Consider the following 14,480-nt stretch of genomic DNA (forward strand, 5'->3'; position numbering starts at 1 on the left):
GCGCTATTCCGGCGGGCAGTCGCCGTAATGGGCCTGCGTGATCGTGCGCCACGCTGCCGCGCCGCCCGGCTCGACCCGCTCCAGCCGCAACAGATAGTCGTCATAGCCGGGATGATTGGGCCGATCGAAGCGCGCCTCGCGAAGCTGGCCGTCAGTTGCGCCGACGACGACGGTACCTGACAGCGCGTCACCGGTGGCCTGGTAGGTCCTGAGGCCGTCCCGCACGCCGCGGTCGACGAAGGTCACGCGCCCGAGCGAGCGAAAGAAGGGAGGCTGCTCGGGCCAGATCATGCGCATCGAGACCGCGAAATCGCCCCCTCCCGGCCGTGCCCGAAGCATCGCGTGGAGGTCGGCGAGGTCGTAGTCGTAGAGCATCCACGGCGAGGGTCCGGCGTCGGTTTCCTCGGTCATCGTCTCGCCGCCCAGGCTGACCTCGACATGCAGGCGCCGAGCATCGGGATCGAGCGACAGTTCGCCGAATGCCGCCTGGCTTCCGTCCTCGGCGACCTTTCCGGCGATGAGGCGCTGCGCCTCGAACGGCTCGCCCCCCATCTGCGCGGTGACATAGGCGGCGGTTTCGCATTTCGCGACCCACTTGTAGACCGCGATGTCGCGATCCGTGGGGAAGTGGTGGACGATATGCTCGGCCATCGTGCCGTCGCCGTTCGAGCGGATGTAATGCGAGATGGGCGCGACGTACGTTCGAGGTTGGGGTCCCGCGCAGCCCGCGACCGCGAACAAGGCGGTCCAGCCAAGAATGGTTTTCATCGTTGCTCCTTGATCCAACGCAGCACGGGGTCGGCCCCGGCCGCAAAATCTTCGTGGGTGAAAGGGAGTGCGACGTCGGGCCGAACGCTGGTCGAGCGATCGCCCGGCTCGCCCGTCTGCCAGAACTTGCTCGAATGGATCACCCGCCACCCGCTTGCGGGAAGCGTGACAATCCGCGTCTCGCCATAATGGTTGGCGCCATCTCCTGTCGGCTGCCCCACGAGCACCGCGTCCGTTTCGCGCCGCATCGCGCTTGCCAGCATGATGCACGCCGAATGCGTTCGCCGCCCGATCGCCAGGAACAGCCTGCGCTCGCGCTCGGCCGCCGACCCGCTTATCGCCGCCACGAGTTCGGGAACGAGATCCCCGTTCCCGCCCGGACAGTCGCGCGCGTCGATGACGAGCGGCCTCGCCGGGTCGTTAGCGGCCTTGCCGAGTTCCGCCATCAGTGCCTGCCAGCGAGCAGCGTCCGGTGCGCGCAATTCGACGATCCGCAGGACATGGGCGCTATCAAGGGCGGTCACGGCCATCGCCGGGGCGGGCTCGGCCCCCTCGACCTGCCAGTCGGCAAAGCCCCCGTCGGTCCGGCTGAACAGCCAGTCGAAATCATCGGTCGGCGTGGCGAGCGCGAGACGACGCGGCGCCGCGCCATCGACGACGAGTTCGACCGTGTCGCCGTCCACCACGCCCAGCGCGGCGAGCACGAAATCCGACGACAGCCATTCGGGTGCATATTCCGCGGCGAAACCAGGTGTCGCGTGCGGCAGCATCGTCATCGTGTCGGACAGGATTGCCTCGATTTCCCGGCCGCCGATGCGGGTCACGCGCGTGCCGAGGAGCGCGCCGAGATCGCGCCGCGCCCCCACCACGAACAAGCCGTCGTCGAACCACTCGAACCGCAGCGGCAGCATGCGCCGCGTCGGGATCGGCGCATCGTCGCCGGGCAGCGCGAAGACCGGCAACAGGGTGTGCCCGTCGCCGATGGACGCGACCAGCCGCGCCATTTCCGCCCCACCGTCCACGCGCGCAGCATCGCGTTCGAGCGCTGCCAGCGGGCGATGATGATCGATCCGCGGGTGATGGGCCTTCGCTTCGGCGAGAAAGGCTCTCGCGTCGCGCTGCCTAGGCTCGTCGCTGCTCGTGGGCGTGGCGCAGGCAGAAAGCAGGAACGTCAGAAGGGAAATTGAACGCATGGTGGATGACTACTGTATTATTCGTATAATACAATGCCGACTTCGCCAACCGTGCACGACGCTTCGTCAAACGGCGGGCGATTTCCTGCTGCACTCACGCGCCTTCCCCGCTAGGCTCCCTTCCAAGATGGCCACCGATCCAGACCGCCTTTCCACCCCCGAGCGCCGTCCCGAGGACGCCGATGCCGCGCTGCGGCCCAAGGCGCTTGACGAGTTCATCGGACAGAAGGGGGCACGCGAGAACCTGCGCATTTTCGTCAATGCCGCCAAGGCGCGCGAGGAAGCGCTCGACCACGTGCTGCTGTTCGGGCCCCCGGGACTGGGTAAGACCACGCTGGCGGGCATCCTGGCGCGCGAAATGGGCGTGGGATTTCGCGCTACGTCCGGGCCCGTCATCGCCAAGCAGGGCGACCTCGCCGCGCTCCTTACCAACCTCGAGGAAGGCGACGTCCTCTTCATCGACGAGATTCACCGGCTCAACCCGGCGGTCGAGGAGGTGCTCTATCCCGCGATGGAAGACCGCGCGCTCGACATCATGATTGGCGAGGGGCCGAGCGCCCGCTCCGTGCGCATCGACCTGCCGCCTTTCACCCTGGTCGGCGCGACCACGCGGCAGGGCCTCCTCACCACCCCGCTGCGCGATCGTTTCGGCATTCCCGTGCGGCTCAATTTCTACACGGTCGAGGAACTCGAACAGGTCGTGACCCGCGCCGCGGGGCTGCTCGACGCGCCGATCGCCGGCGACGGCGCCACCGAGATCGCGCGTCGCAGTCGCGGCACCCCGCGCATCGCCGGACGGCTGCTGCGCCGCGTGCGCGACTTCGCCCATGCCGCGGGCGCCGGGACGATCGACGCCGCCACCGCCGACAGCGCCTTGAAGCGGCTCGAAATCGACGAACTCGGCCTCGACGCGATGGACCGGCGCTATCTCCACATGATCGCCGACCTCTATGGCGGCGGCCCGGTCGGGGTCGAGACGCTCGCCGCCGGCCTGTCCGAACCGCGCGATACGATCGAGGACGTGGTCGAGCCCTATCTCATTCAGCTTGGCCTCATCGCGCGCACTGCAAGAGGGCGCTGCCTCAACGGGCGCGGCTGGACCCATCTCGGCATCACCCCGCCCAAGGGAGCACAGGACGGACTGTTCGACGACGGAGCCAAGTGATGCGTCTTCTTCTCGCTGCCGCAGCGGCCGCCCTCGCGGCGCTCGCCCCGGCGCCCGCCGCCGCCCAGTCGCGCGCGCCCGACTATGCGAGCGAGAAGGACTGGCTGTGCCTGCCCGGCCGCGACGACATCTGTTCGCGCGCGCTCGCGGTGACGCCGCTCGGTCCCAAGGGCTATGGCAAGACCGTCGCCGCGCGCCCTGCCGACAATCCCCCGGTCGACTGCTTCTACGTCTATCCTACGATCAGCCAGGACCCCGGCCTCAACAGCGACCTTAATCCCGGCAGCGCCGAGGAATTGTTCGTCACCCAGTACCAGTTCGCGCGTCTTTCGGGCGTGTGCCGCCCGTTCGTCCCGCTCTACCGCCAGATGACGATGTCCTCGATCGCGGTCGCGGCGACCGGCGGCGACGTGATGGACGCCGGGATGCTCGCTTTCGGCGACGTCGCCCGCGCATGGGCGACCTACCTCGAAAAATACAACGAAGGCCGCCCCTTCGTCCTCGTCGGCCATAGCCAGGGCTCGATCATGCTCGAGCAATTGCTCAAGACCGTGATCGAGAAGAGCCCCGCCAAAGATCGCATGGTCCGCGCTATCCTGCCGGGCTGGAATTTTCCGGTGAAGCCGGGCGAGGCCCGCGCCGAAGGCTTCGCCTCGACCCCGCTTTGCCGAGACGCCGACGACACGGGCTGCATGATGAGCTGGACTACCTATGGCGAGGGAGAGCGCCCGGTGAACGGGGCCTTCTTCGGCACGTCGAAACTGCCCGGCACGACCAATGCCTGCACCCATCCCGCCCAGCCCGGCGCCAAGGGCTGGGCCCCGCTCGACGGGTTCTTCTACGCCAAGTCGTCCTACCCCGTACCGGGCGGGCCGGTGCGCTGGGCGAAGAATGGCTCGCCGCCGACCGGTTACATCTCGACCGAGAAATTCCTCGAGGCGCGCTGCGTCCAGGACGGACAGGCCGGCTATCTCGAGATCCGCCTGCCGCGCGCGCCCGGCGACATGCGCACCGCACGCATCGGCGGCGAGGTCGGTCAGTTCGGCATCTTTCTGCCCGGCTGGGGCAAGCACCTCGCCGACATCGCCATCGCGCAAGGGTCGATCATCGACAGCATCGCGCGATTGGGCGCGACCGTCACTCCAGCCAGAACAGCTCTTCGAGCCGCACCCCAAGCGCAGCAGCCATCCGCAGGGACAACACGGTAGAGGGCACGAAGACGCCGTTCTCGACCGTGTTGACCGTCTTGCGGGTCACGCCGCATCGCTCTGCAAGCTCGGCCTGGGTAAGACCCAGCTGGAGGCGCTTTTCCTTCAGCGAATTGCGCAGTTCAGCCATTGCGCGTGCTGCGCCATTCCTGCACGGCCAGCGAAATGAGCCCGGCCCCCAGGCCTAGCGAAACCAGCGCGTGCACCGCCTCGCGGATGCCCCAGTCCAAGCCGGGCGCGGTTGCGTAGAAGGCAAACCCGCTCAGCATCGCGACCGTGAGCGCGATACGGATCGAGCGCGCTCGATGCGATTGCGTCAGTTCGTCGTCGAGGACGTTGCGAACGGCCTTGGGCATGAGCCAATAGCCGTTGGTGAGCAGCACGCCGAGGATCAGGACGGAGAGGACCGCCCAACCGATCAGGCGCGGCGTATCGAGCTCTCGGCCGACATTGCCTATCTGCTGCGTGATGTAGATGATCGCCACCACCCCAAGCATTCCCGCCTTGCGGGCCGAGAGTGTTTCCACGGATGCGCCCCCCCGAAACATCGCGAGCCTCCATTTTTATGTAACCTATGGGTTACAAGTAACGCAAAGGTTACACCACGTCAATCGATTCGAATCCCGCCGGGAAACGACGGGAAAATGCCACGCTTCGTCGAACGACGGGCCGTCGCGCTTGGAACCGTAAAATCACGCGGCTAGAGCGGCGTTGATGGAGGGTTCACCATATCAGCCGCCCCGCGGGGCCTTCGAGGACGACGTCCACCTGTTTGCCGTGAGCGTTTATTTCGAGGACACCGACCTTTCGGGGATCGTCTACCACGCCAATTACCTGCGCTATTTCGAGCGGGCCCGTTCGGACATGTTGCGCGCGCTCGGCATCGACCAGCGTGCCGCGATCGAAAGCGGGCTTGGCGCCTATGCGGTGACCGAGATGGACATCAAGTGGAAGCGGCCCGCGCGGCTCGACGACGATCTTCTCGTCATCAGCCGCGTCGAAACCGTGCGCGCTGCCAGCTGTTCCATTCATCAACGAGTCATGCGCGGGGATGAACTCTTGGCCGAAGCCAGGGTGATTGCCGCGCTCCTCTCTCCCGAAGGGCGGCCGCGCCGCCAGCCGGTGGAGTGGATCGAGAAGTTCAACGCCGTTCTTGGCAAGGGAGTGTGATGCCGGAAGTGACCACGTCGGGCGATTTGATGAGCCCGCTGACCCTGTTTCTCCAGGCCGACCTGGTGGTGAAGATCGTCATGCTCGGCCTCCTGGCCGCGAGCATCTGGACCTGGGGGATCATCTTCACCCATTCCGCGCGCTTGCGCTCGGTCGGATCGAAGAGCCGCCGGTTCATCGACGATTTCGCAAGGTCGGACGACCTCCTCGCCTTCTACGAGAAGCGCGGCCGTGAGGACCTGCCGCCTGCAAAGATCCTGAAAGCGGGCCTTGAGGAATTCCGCCGCCCGCGCGGCAACCATGTCGATCGCGCCGCCTTGCGCGAGCGCATCGCGATCGCCACCGACGGCGCTATCGCGGGCGCGCTCGACCGCCTGTCCGACCGTCTCAACATCCTCGCCACGGTCGGCTCGGTCGCGCCGTTCGTCGGCCTGTTCGGCACGGTATGGGGCATCATGCGCTCCTTCACCGCCATCGCGGGCGCCAACAACACCTCGCTCGCGGTCGTCGCGCCGGGCATCGCAGAAGCCTTGTTCGCGACCGCCATCGGCCTGTTCGCCGCGATCCCCGCGGTCATCGCCTATAACCGCCTGACCCACCGCATCGACCTCTACGAGGCGCAGCTCGGGCGCTTTGCCGATCGCTTCCAGGCGACGCTCGGCCGGGAGCTGGAGCGGGCCTGATGGGCGCTGCGCTCTCTTCTTCCGCCTCGGGCCGCCGCCGCGGTCGCGGGCGCCGCCGTGCACCGATGAGCGAGATCAACGTCACGCCGCTGGTCGACGTGATGCTGGTGCTGCTGATCATCTTCATGGTCACCGCCCCGCTGCTTGTCGCGGGGGTCGCGGTCGATCTTCCGGAAAGCCGCGCCGAAACGCTCGACCAGAACATGGAGCCGGTCCAGCTGTCGATCGCGCGCGACGGCGCGGTTTCGATCGACGACGTGGTCGTCGCCGACGGGGACCTGCCCGCGCGCCTCGAGGCGATCGCTGCCGCGCCCCAGCCGCCCGAGGGCCGCCGCGTCTACCTGCGTGCCGACCGCAGCCTCGATTATGGCCGCGTGATGCGCGTGATGGGCGAACTCAACCGCGCCGGATTGAACCGTGTCGCGCTCGTCTCGGTCGGGGACGCCGAACGGTGAGGCTCGACCGCGCCGAGTGGGCCGGGACGGCGACCTCGGTCGCGTTTCACGTCGCGCTCGTCGCGGCGCTGTCCCTGTCGCTCGCGCATGTCGCGCGCCCGCCCGAGCCGCCCGCCATCGCGGTCGAATTCGTCGACGAGATCGGGCTGGAATCGCGCGCCGCGGTGCAGGAATCCGCACTCGCCAAGCAGGCGATGAGCCCCGAGCCCGAGGACGTGGCGGAACCCATCCCCGACGAGGTCCCGCCCCCGCCCAAGGTCGAGCCCACCCCCGCGCCCCCGCGCGAGCGCGTCAAGCCGACGCCGACCCCGCGCACCGAGCAGCCGCGCCGCCAGAATACGCGCCGCTCGCGCCTCGGCGACGACTTTCTCGACGGGATTTCGGAAGGCAATAGCCGCACCGGCCAGGCCGAAACCGGGCAGGCCGCCGCGCCCGTGATCGACGCCGCCGCGATGGCCTCGATCCAGCAGGCGATCCGGCGCCAGGTCCAGCCTTGCGCCGACCTGCAGCAGAACCCCGGCCCCGGCGCCAACCGCATCCGCGTGACCCTGAACCTGCGCCTTGCCCCCGACGGCCGCCTGTCGAGCCGCCCACGCGTCGTGAGCGTGTCGGGCGTCGATGGCGAGAACGAGCGATACGAGGATCGCGTCAAGGACCTCGCCATCGCGACCTATGTCGGGTGCGCGCCGCTGACCGGCCTGCCGTCCGAACTCTACAAGACCTCGCAGGGCGGCTGGTCGAACATCAACATGACCTATCGCCTACCCTAAGGAGCACGACGATGACCAAATTCTTCTCCTTCCTGCTCCTCGCCGGGACCGCGCTCGCCGCGCCCGCGCATGCGCAGGACGATCCGCCCCCGCTCGAGGTCGACGTGATCGGCGGGCGCGAGGGACCGACCCCGGTCGCCGTCCCCGTGCTGCCCACGCCGGTCCCGCAGATGACACCGATCGGCCGCACCGATGTGCTCGGGCGGACCATCGCCGAACTGATCGCCTCGGATCTTCGCGCCACCGGAATCGTCACCCCGATCGGCCCGGTCGGCATCCGCCCGCTTCGGATGGACGAGGTGCGCAGCCCCGCCTTCGACGAGTGGCGCCGCACCGGCGCCTCCGCGCTCGTCTCGGGCTATGTCGAACTCGCCGACAACGGGCGCCTGACGCTCGCCTGCTACGTGTTCGACACGGTCACCAAGCGCGAACTTGCGCGCCAGGGCTTTTCGGTCGAGCCGGAGGACTGGCGCCGCGCCGCGCACAAGTGCGCCGACGTCGTCTACACCCGCCTCACCGGCGAGGGCGCCTTCCTCGACACGCGGATCGTCTACGTCGCCGAGACCGGCCCCAAGAACGCGCGCGTCAAGCGGATCGCGATCATGGATTCGGACGGGTCGAACCACCGCTACCTGACCGAGGGCAAGGAGACGGTGATCACGCCGCGCTTCTCGCCCGACGGCTCGCAGCTCGTCTACATGAGCTACAAGGGCCGCCGTCCGCGAGTCTACAAGCTCGACCTCGCCACCGGCCGCGAGGAATTGCTGGTGCCCGGCACTGCATTCACCTTCGCGCCGCGCTATTCGCCCGACGGGCGCAACATCGTCTTCTCGATGGGCAGCTACGGCAACAGCGACATCTACGTCGTGCCCGCGCGCGGCGGTACCCCGCGGCGCCTCACAGACATGCCGGGCATCGATACCGCGCCCAGCTACTCGCCCGATGGCAGCAAGATCGTCTTCGAGAGCGACCGCTCGGGCTCGCAGCAGCTCTACGTGATGAATGCCGACGGGTCGGGCCAGCGACGCATCAGCTTCGGCGGCGGGCAATATGCCTCGCCGGTATGGAGCCCGCGCGGCGACCTCGTCGCCTTCACCAAGATCGGCGGCGGCCAGTTCCGCATCGGCATCATGAATGCCAGCGGCGGCGGCGAGAAATTGCTGACCAGTAGCTGGCAGGACGAGGGGCCCAGCTGGGCGCCCAACGGCCGCTTCGTGATGTTCCACCGCACGCGCCAGGGTTCCGGCGATGCGACCCTCTATGCCGTCCCCGTCGACGGGGGCCAGCCGCGGATCATGCCGACCCCGCTCGGTGGATCCGATCCCAGCTGGTCGCCGTTGCAGGATTAGAAATTCCAAGACCCGGCCCGCACGCCGGACCGTTTTTCCCAAGGAGAAGCCCATGCGTTACATTCCCCTCACCCTCCTCGCCGCGACGACGCTTGCGCTCGGCGCCTGCTCGTCCAAGGACAAGGCCGTCGAGGACGTGCCCCCGCCCGTGACCGATGTCGGCTCGACGACCGGCGCTGCCGACGACGATGTCGACCTGGTCGAGCTGCCGGGTGCGCAGGCCGACCTGATCGCGGCGGCCGGTTCGGACACGATCTACTTCGCGACCGACGAATCGCTGCTCGACGCGGCGGCCAAGGCGACGCTCGCGGCGCAGGCGCGCTGGCTGGTCGCCAACCCGCAGGTCAATGCATCGATCGAAGGTCATGCCGACGAACGCGGCACGCGCGAATACAACCTCGCGCTGGGCGAGCGCCGCGCCAATGCCGCGCGCGCCTATCTCGTCACTCAGGGTGTGCCGGACAGCCGGCTGACCACGGTCAGCTGGGGCAAGGAACGCCCCGTCGCGATCGGGTCGAACGAGACTGCCTGGGCGCAGAACCGCCGCGCAGTCACCGTCGTCGTCCGCTAGGCATCTCGCGCGTCACGCGCCGCCTGGCGGACGGAAGGGTCGTCAGGCGGCGTAGCGCGACGAGGCGTGGCTGCCGAGCCAGCTGCGCGCCTGGCGCTGGGCCTCGGCGATTTCGCGCGCGGTCATCTCGACCGAAATCTCGGCACGGCAATGCTGCGAGCGCGTGTCGCCGTTGAGGGCGGCCAGGTTGAACCACTTGTGCGCTTCGATGAGGTCGACGGGAACGCCGCCGCGGCCGGTCGAATAGCTGACCCCCAGTTCGAACAGCGCATCGATGTCGCCGTTCTCCGCGTCGGCAAGACGCGAGTGGAGAAGGAAGTCGGCACTTTTCTGACTGATCGCCATGTCCAAAACCCCTGTTCGTTTAACCGGGGTCAGGTTTCGCGCCGCAGTCCTATGAAATGGTTAACGCGCCGGACACCATCGCTCAGACTGTGTCCATTTCGACACAAAAATTGTCGATGAGGCGCACTTTTCCCAGGAAAGCCGCCGAAATCAGCCGCCCGCGCACTTGTGCCTTTTCGAGCGGCTCGAGGCTGTCGGGGTCGACATAGGCGACATAATCGATCGGTCCGAAGCCCGCTTCGTTAAGGCTGGAAACTGCTCCGGCCAGCGCGTCCGCGGGCGCACTCCCCGAGCGAATGGCCGCCGCCGCTGCCTTGAGCGCATTGGGCAGAGCAACCGCCGCAGCGCGCTCGGCGGCCGACAGCTGGGCGTTGCGCGACGACAGCGCCAGCCCATCTTCTGCTCGCACGGTCGGGTGGCCGACGACCTCCACCCCCAGCCCCAGATCGGCGTTCATGCGCCGGATGACAGCGAGCTGCTGGAAATCCTTTTCGCCGAAGATGGCGACGTTGGGCCGGATGCCGGTGAAGAGCTTGGCGACCACCGTCGCCACCCCGTCGAAATGGCCCGGACGGTGCGCGCCTTCCCATCGCTCCGACACGCCGGCGACGCTGACCGTCGTCGCGAACCCTTCCGGGTAGAAGTCGTCGCTGGTCGGCATCCACAACAGGTCGCAGCCCGCCGCGGCAAGCTTGTCGGCATCGCTGCCTTCCTCGCGCGGATAACGGTCGAGATCGCCTTTGTCGTTGAATTGGAGCGGATTGACGAAGATCGAGGCCACCACCTTGTCGGCGCGCTTCTTCGCCTCCGCGACGAGCGCGAGATGACCGTCGTGGAGCGCGCCCATGGTCGGCACCATCGCCACCCGCGCGCCGCCCGAACGCAGCGCCGCCATGGCGTCATCCAAGCCGTTCAATCCATTTATGATTTGCACCGCTCGGGGCCCTCCGATACGATTCCGACAGAGTAGGGTTACTAGGGGGCATCAGGGCCATGGGCCAGCCGCATTTCATCATCTTCGCCAACGAGAAAGGCGGGACGGGCAAGTCCACGACCGCCGTCCACACCGCCATCGCGCTCGCCGCGACCGGTCACCGCGTCGCCGCAATCGACCTCGATCATCGCCAGCGCACGCTCACCCGTTATCTCGAGAACCGCGACGCCACGATGGGCCGCACCGATGCCAAGTTGCCGCAGGCGCGCTATAAGGTGCTCGAGGAGCAGACCCCCGAGGCGCTCGAGGCCGCGATCGCCGAGCTGGCGCCTCATGCCGATGTCATCGTCATCGATACGCCGGGCCGCGACGACGAGGTCGCGCGCGCCGCGATCCTCAAGGCCGACACGCTCGTCACCCCGATGAACGACAGCTTCGTCGATCTCGACCTCATCGGCCAGGTCGATCCCGACAGCTACAAGATCTCGCGCCCGAGCTTCTACGCCGAGCTCATCTGGCAGTCGCGCCAGCGCCGCGCCCAGCAGACCGGCCGCAGCGTCGACTGGGTCGTGCTGCGCAACCGCCTCCAGCATATCGACAGCCACAACCTTCGCCGCGTCGGTGCCGCGCTCGACGAGCTGGCGCGCCGCGTCGGCTTCCGCGTCATCCCGGGGCTGGGCGAGCGCGTGATCTACCGCGAGCTGTTCCCCAAGGGCCTGACGCTGCTCGACATGGAAGCGATCGGCGAGGTCGGCCTCGCCCATGTCGCCGCGCGCCAGGAACTGCGCGAGATGATCGCGGGGCTCGGCCTGCCGCGCCCCGGTGCCAACGACGAAAGCCCGATTGCCGCAGCCGGCTGATCGGGCCACAAGGCGCACATGACCCACCGCTTCGACCCCTCGATCCTGCGTCAGTACGATATTCGCGGGATCGTCGGGGAGACGCTCCACGAAGCCGATGCGCATGCGCTGGGCCGCGCTTTTGCTACCATGGCCCGCGCGCGCGGCCTGACCCGCATCGCCGTCGGGCGCGACGGACGGCTCCATTCGCGCGCGCTCGAGGACGCGCTGATCGCGGGGCTGCGAAAGGGCGGCATCGACGTGCTCTCGGTTGGCATGGGCCCATCGCCGATGCTGTATTTCGCGGTCGCGACGCAAGAGGTCGACGGGGGCATCCAGGTCACCGGCAGCCACAACCCCGCCGACTATAACGGCTTCAAGATGCTGCTGAAGGACGGGTCGGTCCACGGCGAGGCGATCCAGCAACTGGGACGCATCGCCGAGGGCGGCGACTGGTCGCAGGGGCGCGGCAGGCTCAGGACCAAGGACATCCGCAAGGCCTATGCCGACCGGCTGGTCAAGGATTTCCGCGGCGGCACCTTCCGCATCGGCTGGGACGCCGGCAATGGCGCGGCGGGGCCGCTTCTGGAGATGCTCGTCGACCGCCTGCCGGGCGAGCATCACGTCATCCATGCCGCGGTCGACGGGACCTTCCCCAACCATCACCCGGACCCGACGGTGGAGGCGAACCTTGAGGACCTGAAGGCGCTGGTCGCCGCCAAGACCCTCGACTTCGGCATCGCCTTCGACGGCGACGGCGACCGCATCGGCGCGATCGACGGGGAGGGCCGTGTCTTGTGGGGCGACCAGCTCCTCATGCTGCTCGCCGCCCCCGTGCTCGTCGAGAATCCGGGCGCGACCGTCATCGCCGACGTCAAGGCCAGCCGCACGCTGTTCGAACGGGTCGACGAGCTGGGCGGCTGCCCAATGATGTGGAAGACCGGCCACAGCCTCATTAAGGCCAAGATGAAGGAAACCGGCGCCCCGCTCGCGGGCGAGATGAGCGGGCACATATTCTTCGCGCATCGCTGGTACGGGTTCGACGATGCGCTCTACGCCGCCGTCCGGTTGATCGAGGCAATCGAGGCCACAGGCTGCTCGCTCGCCGAACTGCGTGATGCGATGCCGCCGACTGTAACCACTCCCGAAATGCGGTTCCCCGTCGGCGACAAGGACAAGTTCGAGGTCATCGATCGCCTGCTCGCCAATTTGCGCGCGGCGGGCGCGGACATCGACGAGACCGATGGCGCGCGCGTGTCGACCGAAGATGGCTGGTGGCTGCTGCGCGCCTCGAACACGCAGGACGTGCTCGCTGCGCGCGCGGAGGCGTCGGACGAAGCCGGCCTCGACCGGCTCGTCGCGCAGATCGACAGCGAACTGGGCAAACTCGGCGTCAGCCGCGCCTAGCCCTCGGGTTCGGCTTCTTTCTCGTCCACAGGTTCGAGACAGTCGGGGAAGCTGTCTCGATCGGCGAAGCGCCGCGCCGCGACATTCTGGCCCGGCCCCGGCGGCACACGCGCGACGAGACAGGTCGGATCGCCGATTGCCGCCACCATCAGCCAGCTGGTTTCGGGCCCCATCGGATCCTGCGCGCCATTCTCGACGATATGGCGCATGATCAGCGCACGCGGCGGCTGGCCGTCGACCCCGCGCCATTCGACCGTCCCACCCAAGAAGCTCATCCCGTTGCTGTTGATTGTCGGCAGGTCGAGCGCGACCGGGTCCCCCTCGGGCGGCACGATCGATACATCCACGTCGAGATCGCTCTCCAATACGCGCATTGCGTAACCTGCGGGACCCTCGCATTGCCTCTCCAACGTCCCGCCTTCATGGCGGTCGTCCGACAACACCTCACATTCGGCCAACGTCGTGTAGCTGCTCGTACCGTCCACCGTGGTCTCGACCTCGACCGGCCCTTCCTCGGCCGCCGTCTCGTTCATCGTCTCGACCGTCTCCGGTTCGACTTCGCCGCCGCACGCCGCCAGCAGCAGCGCGGGAGGCAGCAGCATCAGAATTTTCGCCCTCATCAATCGTCCTCGTCTTCGCGTCCTACCAGGTGCAACGCGCGGGCCTTGATCTGGTTCGTCATGCACCAGTGCATGAGCGCGTCCTCGCGCCCGTGGGTGATCCACACTTCCTTCGGCGCGACCTCGCGGATCGTCTGCGTCAGCTCGTCCCAGTCGGCATGGTCGGAGATCATCAGCGGCAGCTCGACATTGCGTTGGCGCGCGCGCTGGCGGATGCGCATCCAGCCCGACGCCATCGCGGTGACCGGGTCGGGCAGCCGCCGCGACCAGCGATCGTTGAGTGCGCCGGGCGGGCAGATGACGATGCGGTCCTTCAGTTCCTCCTTGCTCGCCCCGGTTGCGGGACGCAACTCGCCGAGGTCGACGCCGAGCGACTGGTAGAGGTCGCACAACCGCTCCATCGCGCCGTGATAGTAGATCGGGTCGTCATGGCCGCGCTCGCGCAATTCCTTGACCACCCGCTGCGCCTTGCCGAGCGCGTAGGCCCCGACCAGCACGCAGCGCCCCTTCTCGGCATGGAGCCGGCCCAGCAACCGATCGATCTCCGCGCCGGTATGCGGGTGGCGGAATACGGGCAGGCCGAAGGTCGCCTCGGTGATGAAGATGTCGCACGGGGTCACCACGAACGGTTCGCAGGTGGGGTCCTCGCGGCGCTTGTAGTCGCCCGACACGACCACCCGCTCGCCCTTGTAGTCGAGTACGATCTGCGCCGAGCCGAGTACGTGCCCCGCGGGCACGAAGCTGACGTCGACCTCGCCGATCCGCTGCGTCTCGCCATAGTGGACTGGGCGCGGCTGCTGCTCGCCATAACGCGCTTCCATGATCGCCAGCGTCTCGGGGGTCGCCCACACCGCGCCGTGCCCGCCGCGCGCGTGATCGGCATGGCCGTGGGTGACCAGCGCCCTGTCCTTGGGCTGCGAGGGATCGACCCACGCGTCGGCGGGACGCACGTAAATGCCTTCGGGAAAAGGCTCGATCCAGGAACCCAGTCGGGGCATCGCCG

18 protein-coding genes are annotated in these 14,480 nt (G+C 67.9%); 10 read left to right on the plus strand and 8 right to left on the minus strand.

Annotated elements, in window-relative coordinates; all coding sequences use genetic code 11:
* Positions 1-3 precede the first annotated feature (3 nt).
* Both NNY25_RS10805 and NNY25_RS10810 read right to left on the minus strand, forming a co-directional pair.
* Positions 4-768 carry a hypothetical protein gene (locus tag NNY25_RS10805; protein WP_265571587.1) on the minus strand — a complete coding sequence of 255 codons (765 nt, stop codon included), beginning with the start codon at positions 766-768 and terminating at the stop codon, positions 4-6.
* Positions 765-1,961: a S41 family peptidase gene (locus NNY25_RS10810; protein WP_265571588.1), complete on the minus strand. Its 1,197-nt coding sequence runs from the start codon at positions 1,959-1,961 to the stop codon at positions 765-767. The genes NNY25_RS10805 and NNY25_RS10810 overlap by 4 nt, the downstream gene beginning before the upstream one ends.
* A gap of 127 nt (positions 1,962-2,088) precedes the next feature.
* On the opposite strand from NNY25_RS10810, the gene ruvB reads away from it, so the two are divergent.
* Together ruvB and NNY25_RS10820 are read left to right on the plus strand one after the other, a co-directional pair.
* Entirely contained in the window at positions 2,089-3,126 is a 1,038-nt protein-coding gene (gene ruvB, locus NNY25_RS10815) for a Holliday junction branch migration DNA helicase RuvB (protein ID WP_265571589.1), read from the plus strand.
* On the plus strand, positions 3,126-4,334 hold the full coding sequence (locus NNY25_RS10820) for a DUF3089 domain-containing protein (RefSeq protein ID WP_265571590.1): 1,209 nt from the start codon (positions 3,126-3,128) through the stop codon (positions 4,332-4,334). Before ruvB ends, NNY25_RS10820 begins: the two co-directional genes overlap by 1 nt.
* On the opposite strand, the gene NNY25_RS10825 is transcribed toward NNY25_RS10820, so the two are convergent.
* Together NNY25_RS10825 and NNY25_RS10830 are read right to left on the minus strand one after the other, a co-directional pair.
* Complete coding sequence (locus NNY25_RS10825; RefSeq protein ID WP_265571591.1) at positions 4,264-4,464, minus strand: helix-turn-helix transcriptional regulator; 201 nt, start codon at positions 4,462-4,464, stop codon at positions 4,264-4,266. The two genes, NNY25_RS10820 and NNY25_RS10825, sit on opposite strands and share 71 nt — an antisense overlap.
* Positions 4,457-4,861, minus strand: coding sequence for a hypothetical protein (locus tag NNY25_RS10830; RefSeq protein ID WP_265571593.1), 405 nt, complete (start codon positions 4,859-4,861; stop codon positions 4,457-4,459). The genes NNY25_RS10825 and NNY25_RS10830 overlap by 8 nt, the downstream gene beginning before the upstream one ends.
* A 187-nt stretch (positions 4,862-5,048) precedes the next feature.
* Here NNY25_RS10830 and NNY25_RS10835 point away from each other — a divergent pair, with 187 nt between their 5' ends.
* The 6 genes from NNY25_RS10835 to pal are packed head-to-tail and all read left to right on the plus strand — an operon-like array spanning position 5,049 to position 9,332.
* On the plus strand, positions 5,049-5,504 hold the full coding sequence (locus NNY25_RS10835; RefSeq protein WP_265571594.1) for a YbgC/FadM family acyl-CoA thioesterase: 456 nt from the start codon (positions 5,049-5,051) through the stop codon (positions 5,502-5,504).
* Complete coding sequence (tolQ, locus tag NNY25_RS10840) at positions 5,504-6,187, plus strand: protein TolQ (protein WP_265571595.1); 684 nt, start codon at positions 5,504-5,506, stop codon at positions 6,185-6,187. Before NNY25_RS10835 ends, tolQ begins: the two co-directional genes overlap by 1 nt.
* Complete coding sequence (locus NNY25_RS10845) at positions 6,187-6,642, plus strand: ExbD/TolR family protein (protein ID WP_265571596.1); 456 nt, start codon at positions 6,187-6,189, stop codon at positions 6,640-6,642. Before tolQ ends, NNY25_RS10845 begins: the two co-directional genes overlap by 1 nt.
* Positions 6,639-7,412 carry a hypothetical protein gene (locus tag NNY25_RS10850; protein WP_265571597.1) on the plus strand — a complete coding sequence of 258 codons (774 nt, stop codon included), beginning with the start codon at positions 6,639-6,641 and terminating at the stop codon, positions 7,410-7,412. The genes NNY25_RS10845 and NNY25_RS10850 overlap by 4 nt, the downstream gene beginning before the upstream one ends.
* 11 nt (positions 7,413-7,423) lie before the next feature.
* Positions 7,424-8,761, plus strand: coding sequence for a Tol-Pal system beta propeller repeat protein TolB (gene tolB, locus NNY25_RS10855; protein WP_265571598.1), 1,338 nt, complete (start codon positions 7,424-7,426; stop codon positions 8,759-8,761).
* A 52-nt stretch (positions 8,762-8,813) separates the two neighbouring features.
* Positions 8,814-9,332 (plus strand): peptidoglycan-associated lipoprotein Pal, encoded by a 519-nt coding sequence (pal, locus tag NNY25_RS10860; protein ID WP_265571599.1) that lies wholly within the window; start codon positions 8,814-8,816, stop codon positions 9,330-9,332.
* Between the two features lie 42 nt (positions 9,333-9,374).
* Here the strand turns inward: pal and NNY25_RS10865 are convergent, their stop codons facing one another.
* Positions 9,375-9,677 (minus strand): SEL1-like repeat protein, encoded by a 303-nt coding sequence (locus NNY25_RS10865; protein WP_265571600.1) that lies wholly within the window; start codon positions 9,675-9,677, stop codon positions 9,375-9,377.
* Between the two features lie 82 nt (positions 9,678-9,759).
* Positions 9,760-10,611 carry a pantoate--beta-alanine ligase gene (gene panC / locus NNY25_RS10870; RefSeq protein WP_265571601.1) on the minus strand — a complete coding sequence of 284 codons (852 nt, stop codon included), beginning with the start codon at positions 10,609-10,611 and terminating at the stop codon, positions 9,760-9,762.
* 59 nt (positions 10,612-10,670) lie between these two features.
* On the opposite strand from panC, the gene NNY25_RS10875 reads away from it, so the two are divergent.
* Both NNY25_RS10875 and pgmG read left to right on the plus strand, forming a co-directional pair.
* Entirely contained in the window at positions 10,671-11,471 is an 801-nt protein-coding gene (locus NNY25_RS10875) for a division plane positioning ATPase MipZ (RefSeq protein ID WP_265571602.1), read from the plus strand.
* A gap of 18 nt (positions 11,472-11,489) precedes the next feature.
* Entirely contained in the window at positions 11,490-12,857 is a 1,368-nt protein-coding gene (gene pgmG, locus NNY25_RS10880; RefSeq protein WP_265571604.1) for a phosphoglucomutase/phosphomannomutase PgmG, read from the plus strand.
* Here the strand turns inward: pgmG and NNY25_RS10885 are convergent.
* Together NNY25_RS10885 and NNY25_RS10890 are read right to left on the minus strand one after the other, a co-directional pair.
* A complete protein-coding gene (locus NNY25_RS10885; protein ID WP_265571605.1) occupies positions 12,854-13,477 on the minus strand; it encodes a hypothetical protein in 624 nt (207 codons plus the stop codon). The two genes, pgmG and NNY25_RS10885, sit on opposite strands and share 4 nt — an antisense overlap.
* Complete coding sequence (locus NNY25_RS10890) at positions 13,477-14,475, minus strand: ligase-associated DNA damage response exonuclease (RefSeq protein WP_265571606.1); 999 nt, start codon at positions 14,473-14,475, stop codon at positions 13,477-13,479. Before NNY25_RS10890 ends, NNY25_RS10885 begins: the two co-directional genes overlap by 1 nt.
* Between the last annotated feature and the right edge of the window lie 5 nt (positions 14,476-14,480).

Source organism: Sphingomicrobium nitratireducens, from assembly GCF_026157035.1.
Classification (GTDB): Bacteria; Pseudomonadota; Alphaproteobacteria; order Sphingomonadales; family Sphingomonadaceae; genus Sphingomicrobium; species Sphingomicrobium nitratireducens.

Bases quoted from the DNA above. Each gene is read 5' to 3' on its own strand.
- NNY25_RS10825 (WP_265571591.1), bottom strand. From the start codon at position 4,464: ATGGCTGAACTGCGCAATTCGCTGAAGGAAAAGCGCCTCCAGCTGGGT.
- tolQ (WP_265571595.1), top strand. From the start codon at position 5,504: ATGCCGGAAGTGACCACGTCGGGCGATTTGATGAGCCCGCTGACCCTG.
- tolB (WP_265571598.1), top strand. From the start codon at position 7,424: ATGACCAAATTCTTCTCCTTCCTGCTCCTCGCCGGGACCGCGCTCGCC.
- NNY25_RS10820 (WP_265571590.1), top strand. From the start codon at position 3,126: ATGCGTCTTCTTCTCGCTGCCGCAGCGGCCGCCCTCGCGGCGCTCGCC.
- NNY25_RS10890 (WP_265571606.1), bottom strand. From the start codon at position 14,475: ATGCCCCGACTGGGTTCCTGGATCGAGCCTTTTCCCGAAGGCATTTAC.
- NNY25_RS10845 (WP_265571596.1), top strand. From the start codon at position 6,187: ATGGGCGCTGCGCTCTCTTCTTCCGCCTCGGGCCGCCGCCGCGGTCGC.
- NNY25_RS10885 (WP_265571605.1), bottom strand. From the start codon at position 13,477: ATGAGGGCGAAAATTCTGATGCTGCTGCCTCCCGCGCTGCTGCTGGCG.
- NNY25_RS10810 (WP_265571588.1), bottom strand. From the start codon at position 1,961: ATGCGTTCAATTTCCCTTCTGACGTTCCTGCTTTCTGCCTGCGCCACG.
- ruvB (WP_265571589.1), top strand. From the start codon at position 2,089: ATGGCCACCGATCCAGACCGCCTTTCCACCCCCGAGCGCCGTCCCGAG.
- NNY25_RS10805 (WP_265571587.1), bottom strand. From the start codon at position 768: ATGAAAACCATTCTTGGCTGGACCGCCTTGTTCGCGGTCGCGGGCTGC.
- pgmG (WP_265571604.1), top strand. From the start codon at position 11,490: ATGACCCACCGCTTCGACCCCTCGATCCTGCGTCAGTACGATATTCGC.
- pal (WP_265571599.1), top strand. From the start codon at position 8,814: ATGCGTTACATTCCCCTCACCCTCCTCGCCGCGACGACGCTTGCGCTC.
- NNY25_RS10865 (WP_265571600.1), bottom strand. From the start codon at position 9,677: ATGGCGATCAGTCAGAAAAGTGCCGACTTCCTTCTCCACTCGCGTCTT.
- NNY25_RS10835 (WP_265571594.1), top strand. From the start codon at position 5,049: ATGGAGGGTTCACCATATCAGCCGCCCCGCGGGGCCTTCGAGGACGAC.
- NNY25_RS10875 (WP_265571602.1), top strand. From the start codon at position 10,671: ATGGGCCAGCCGCATTTCATCATCTTCGCCAACGAGAAAGGCGGGACG.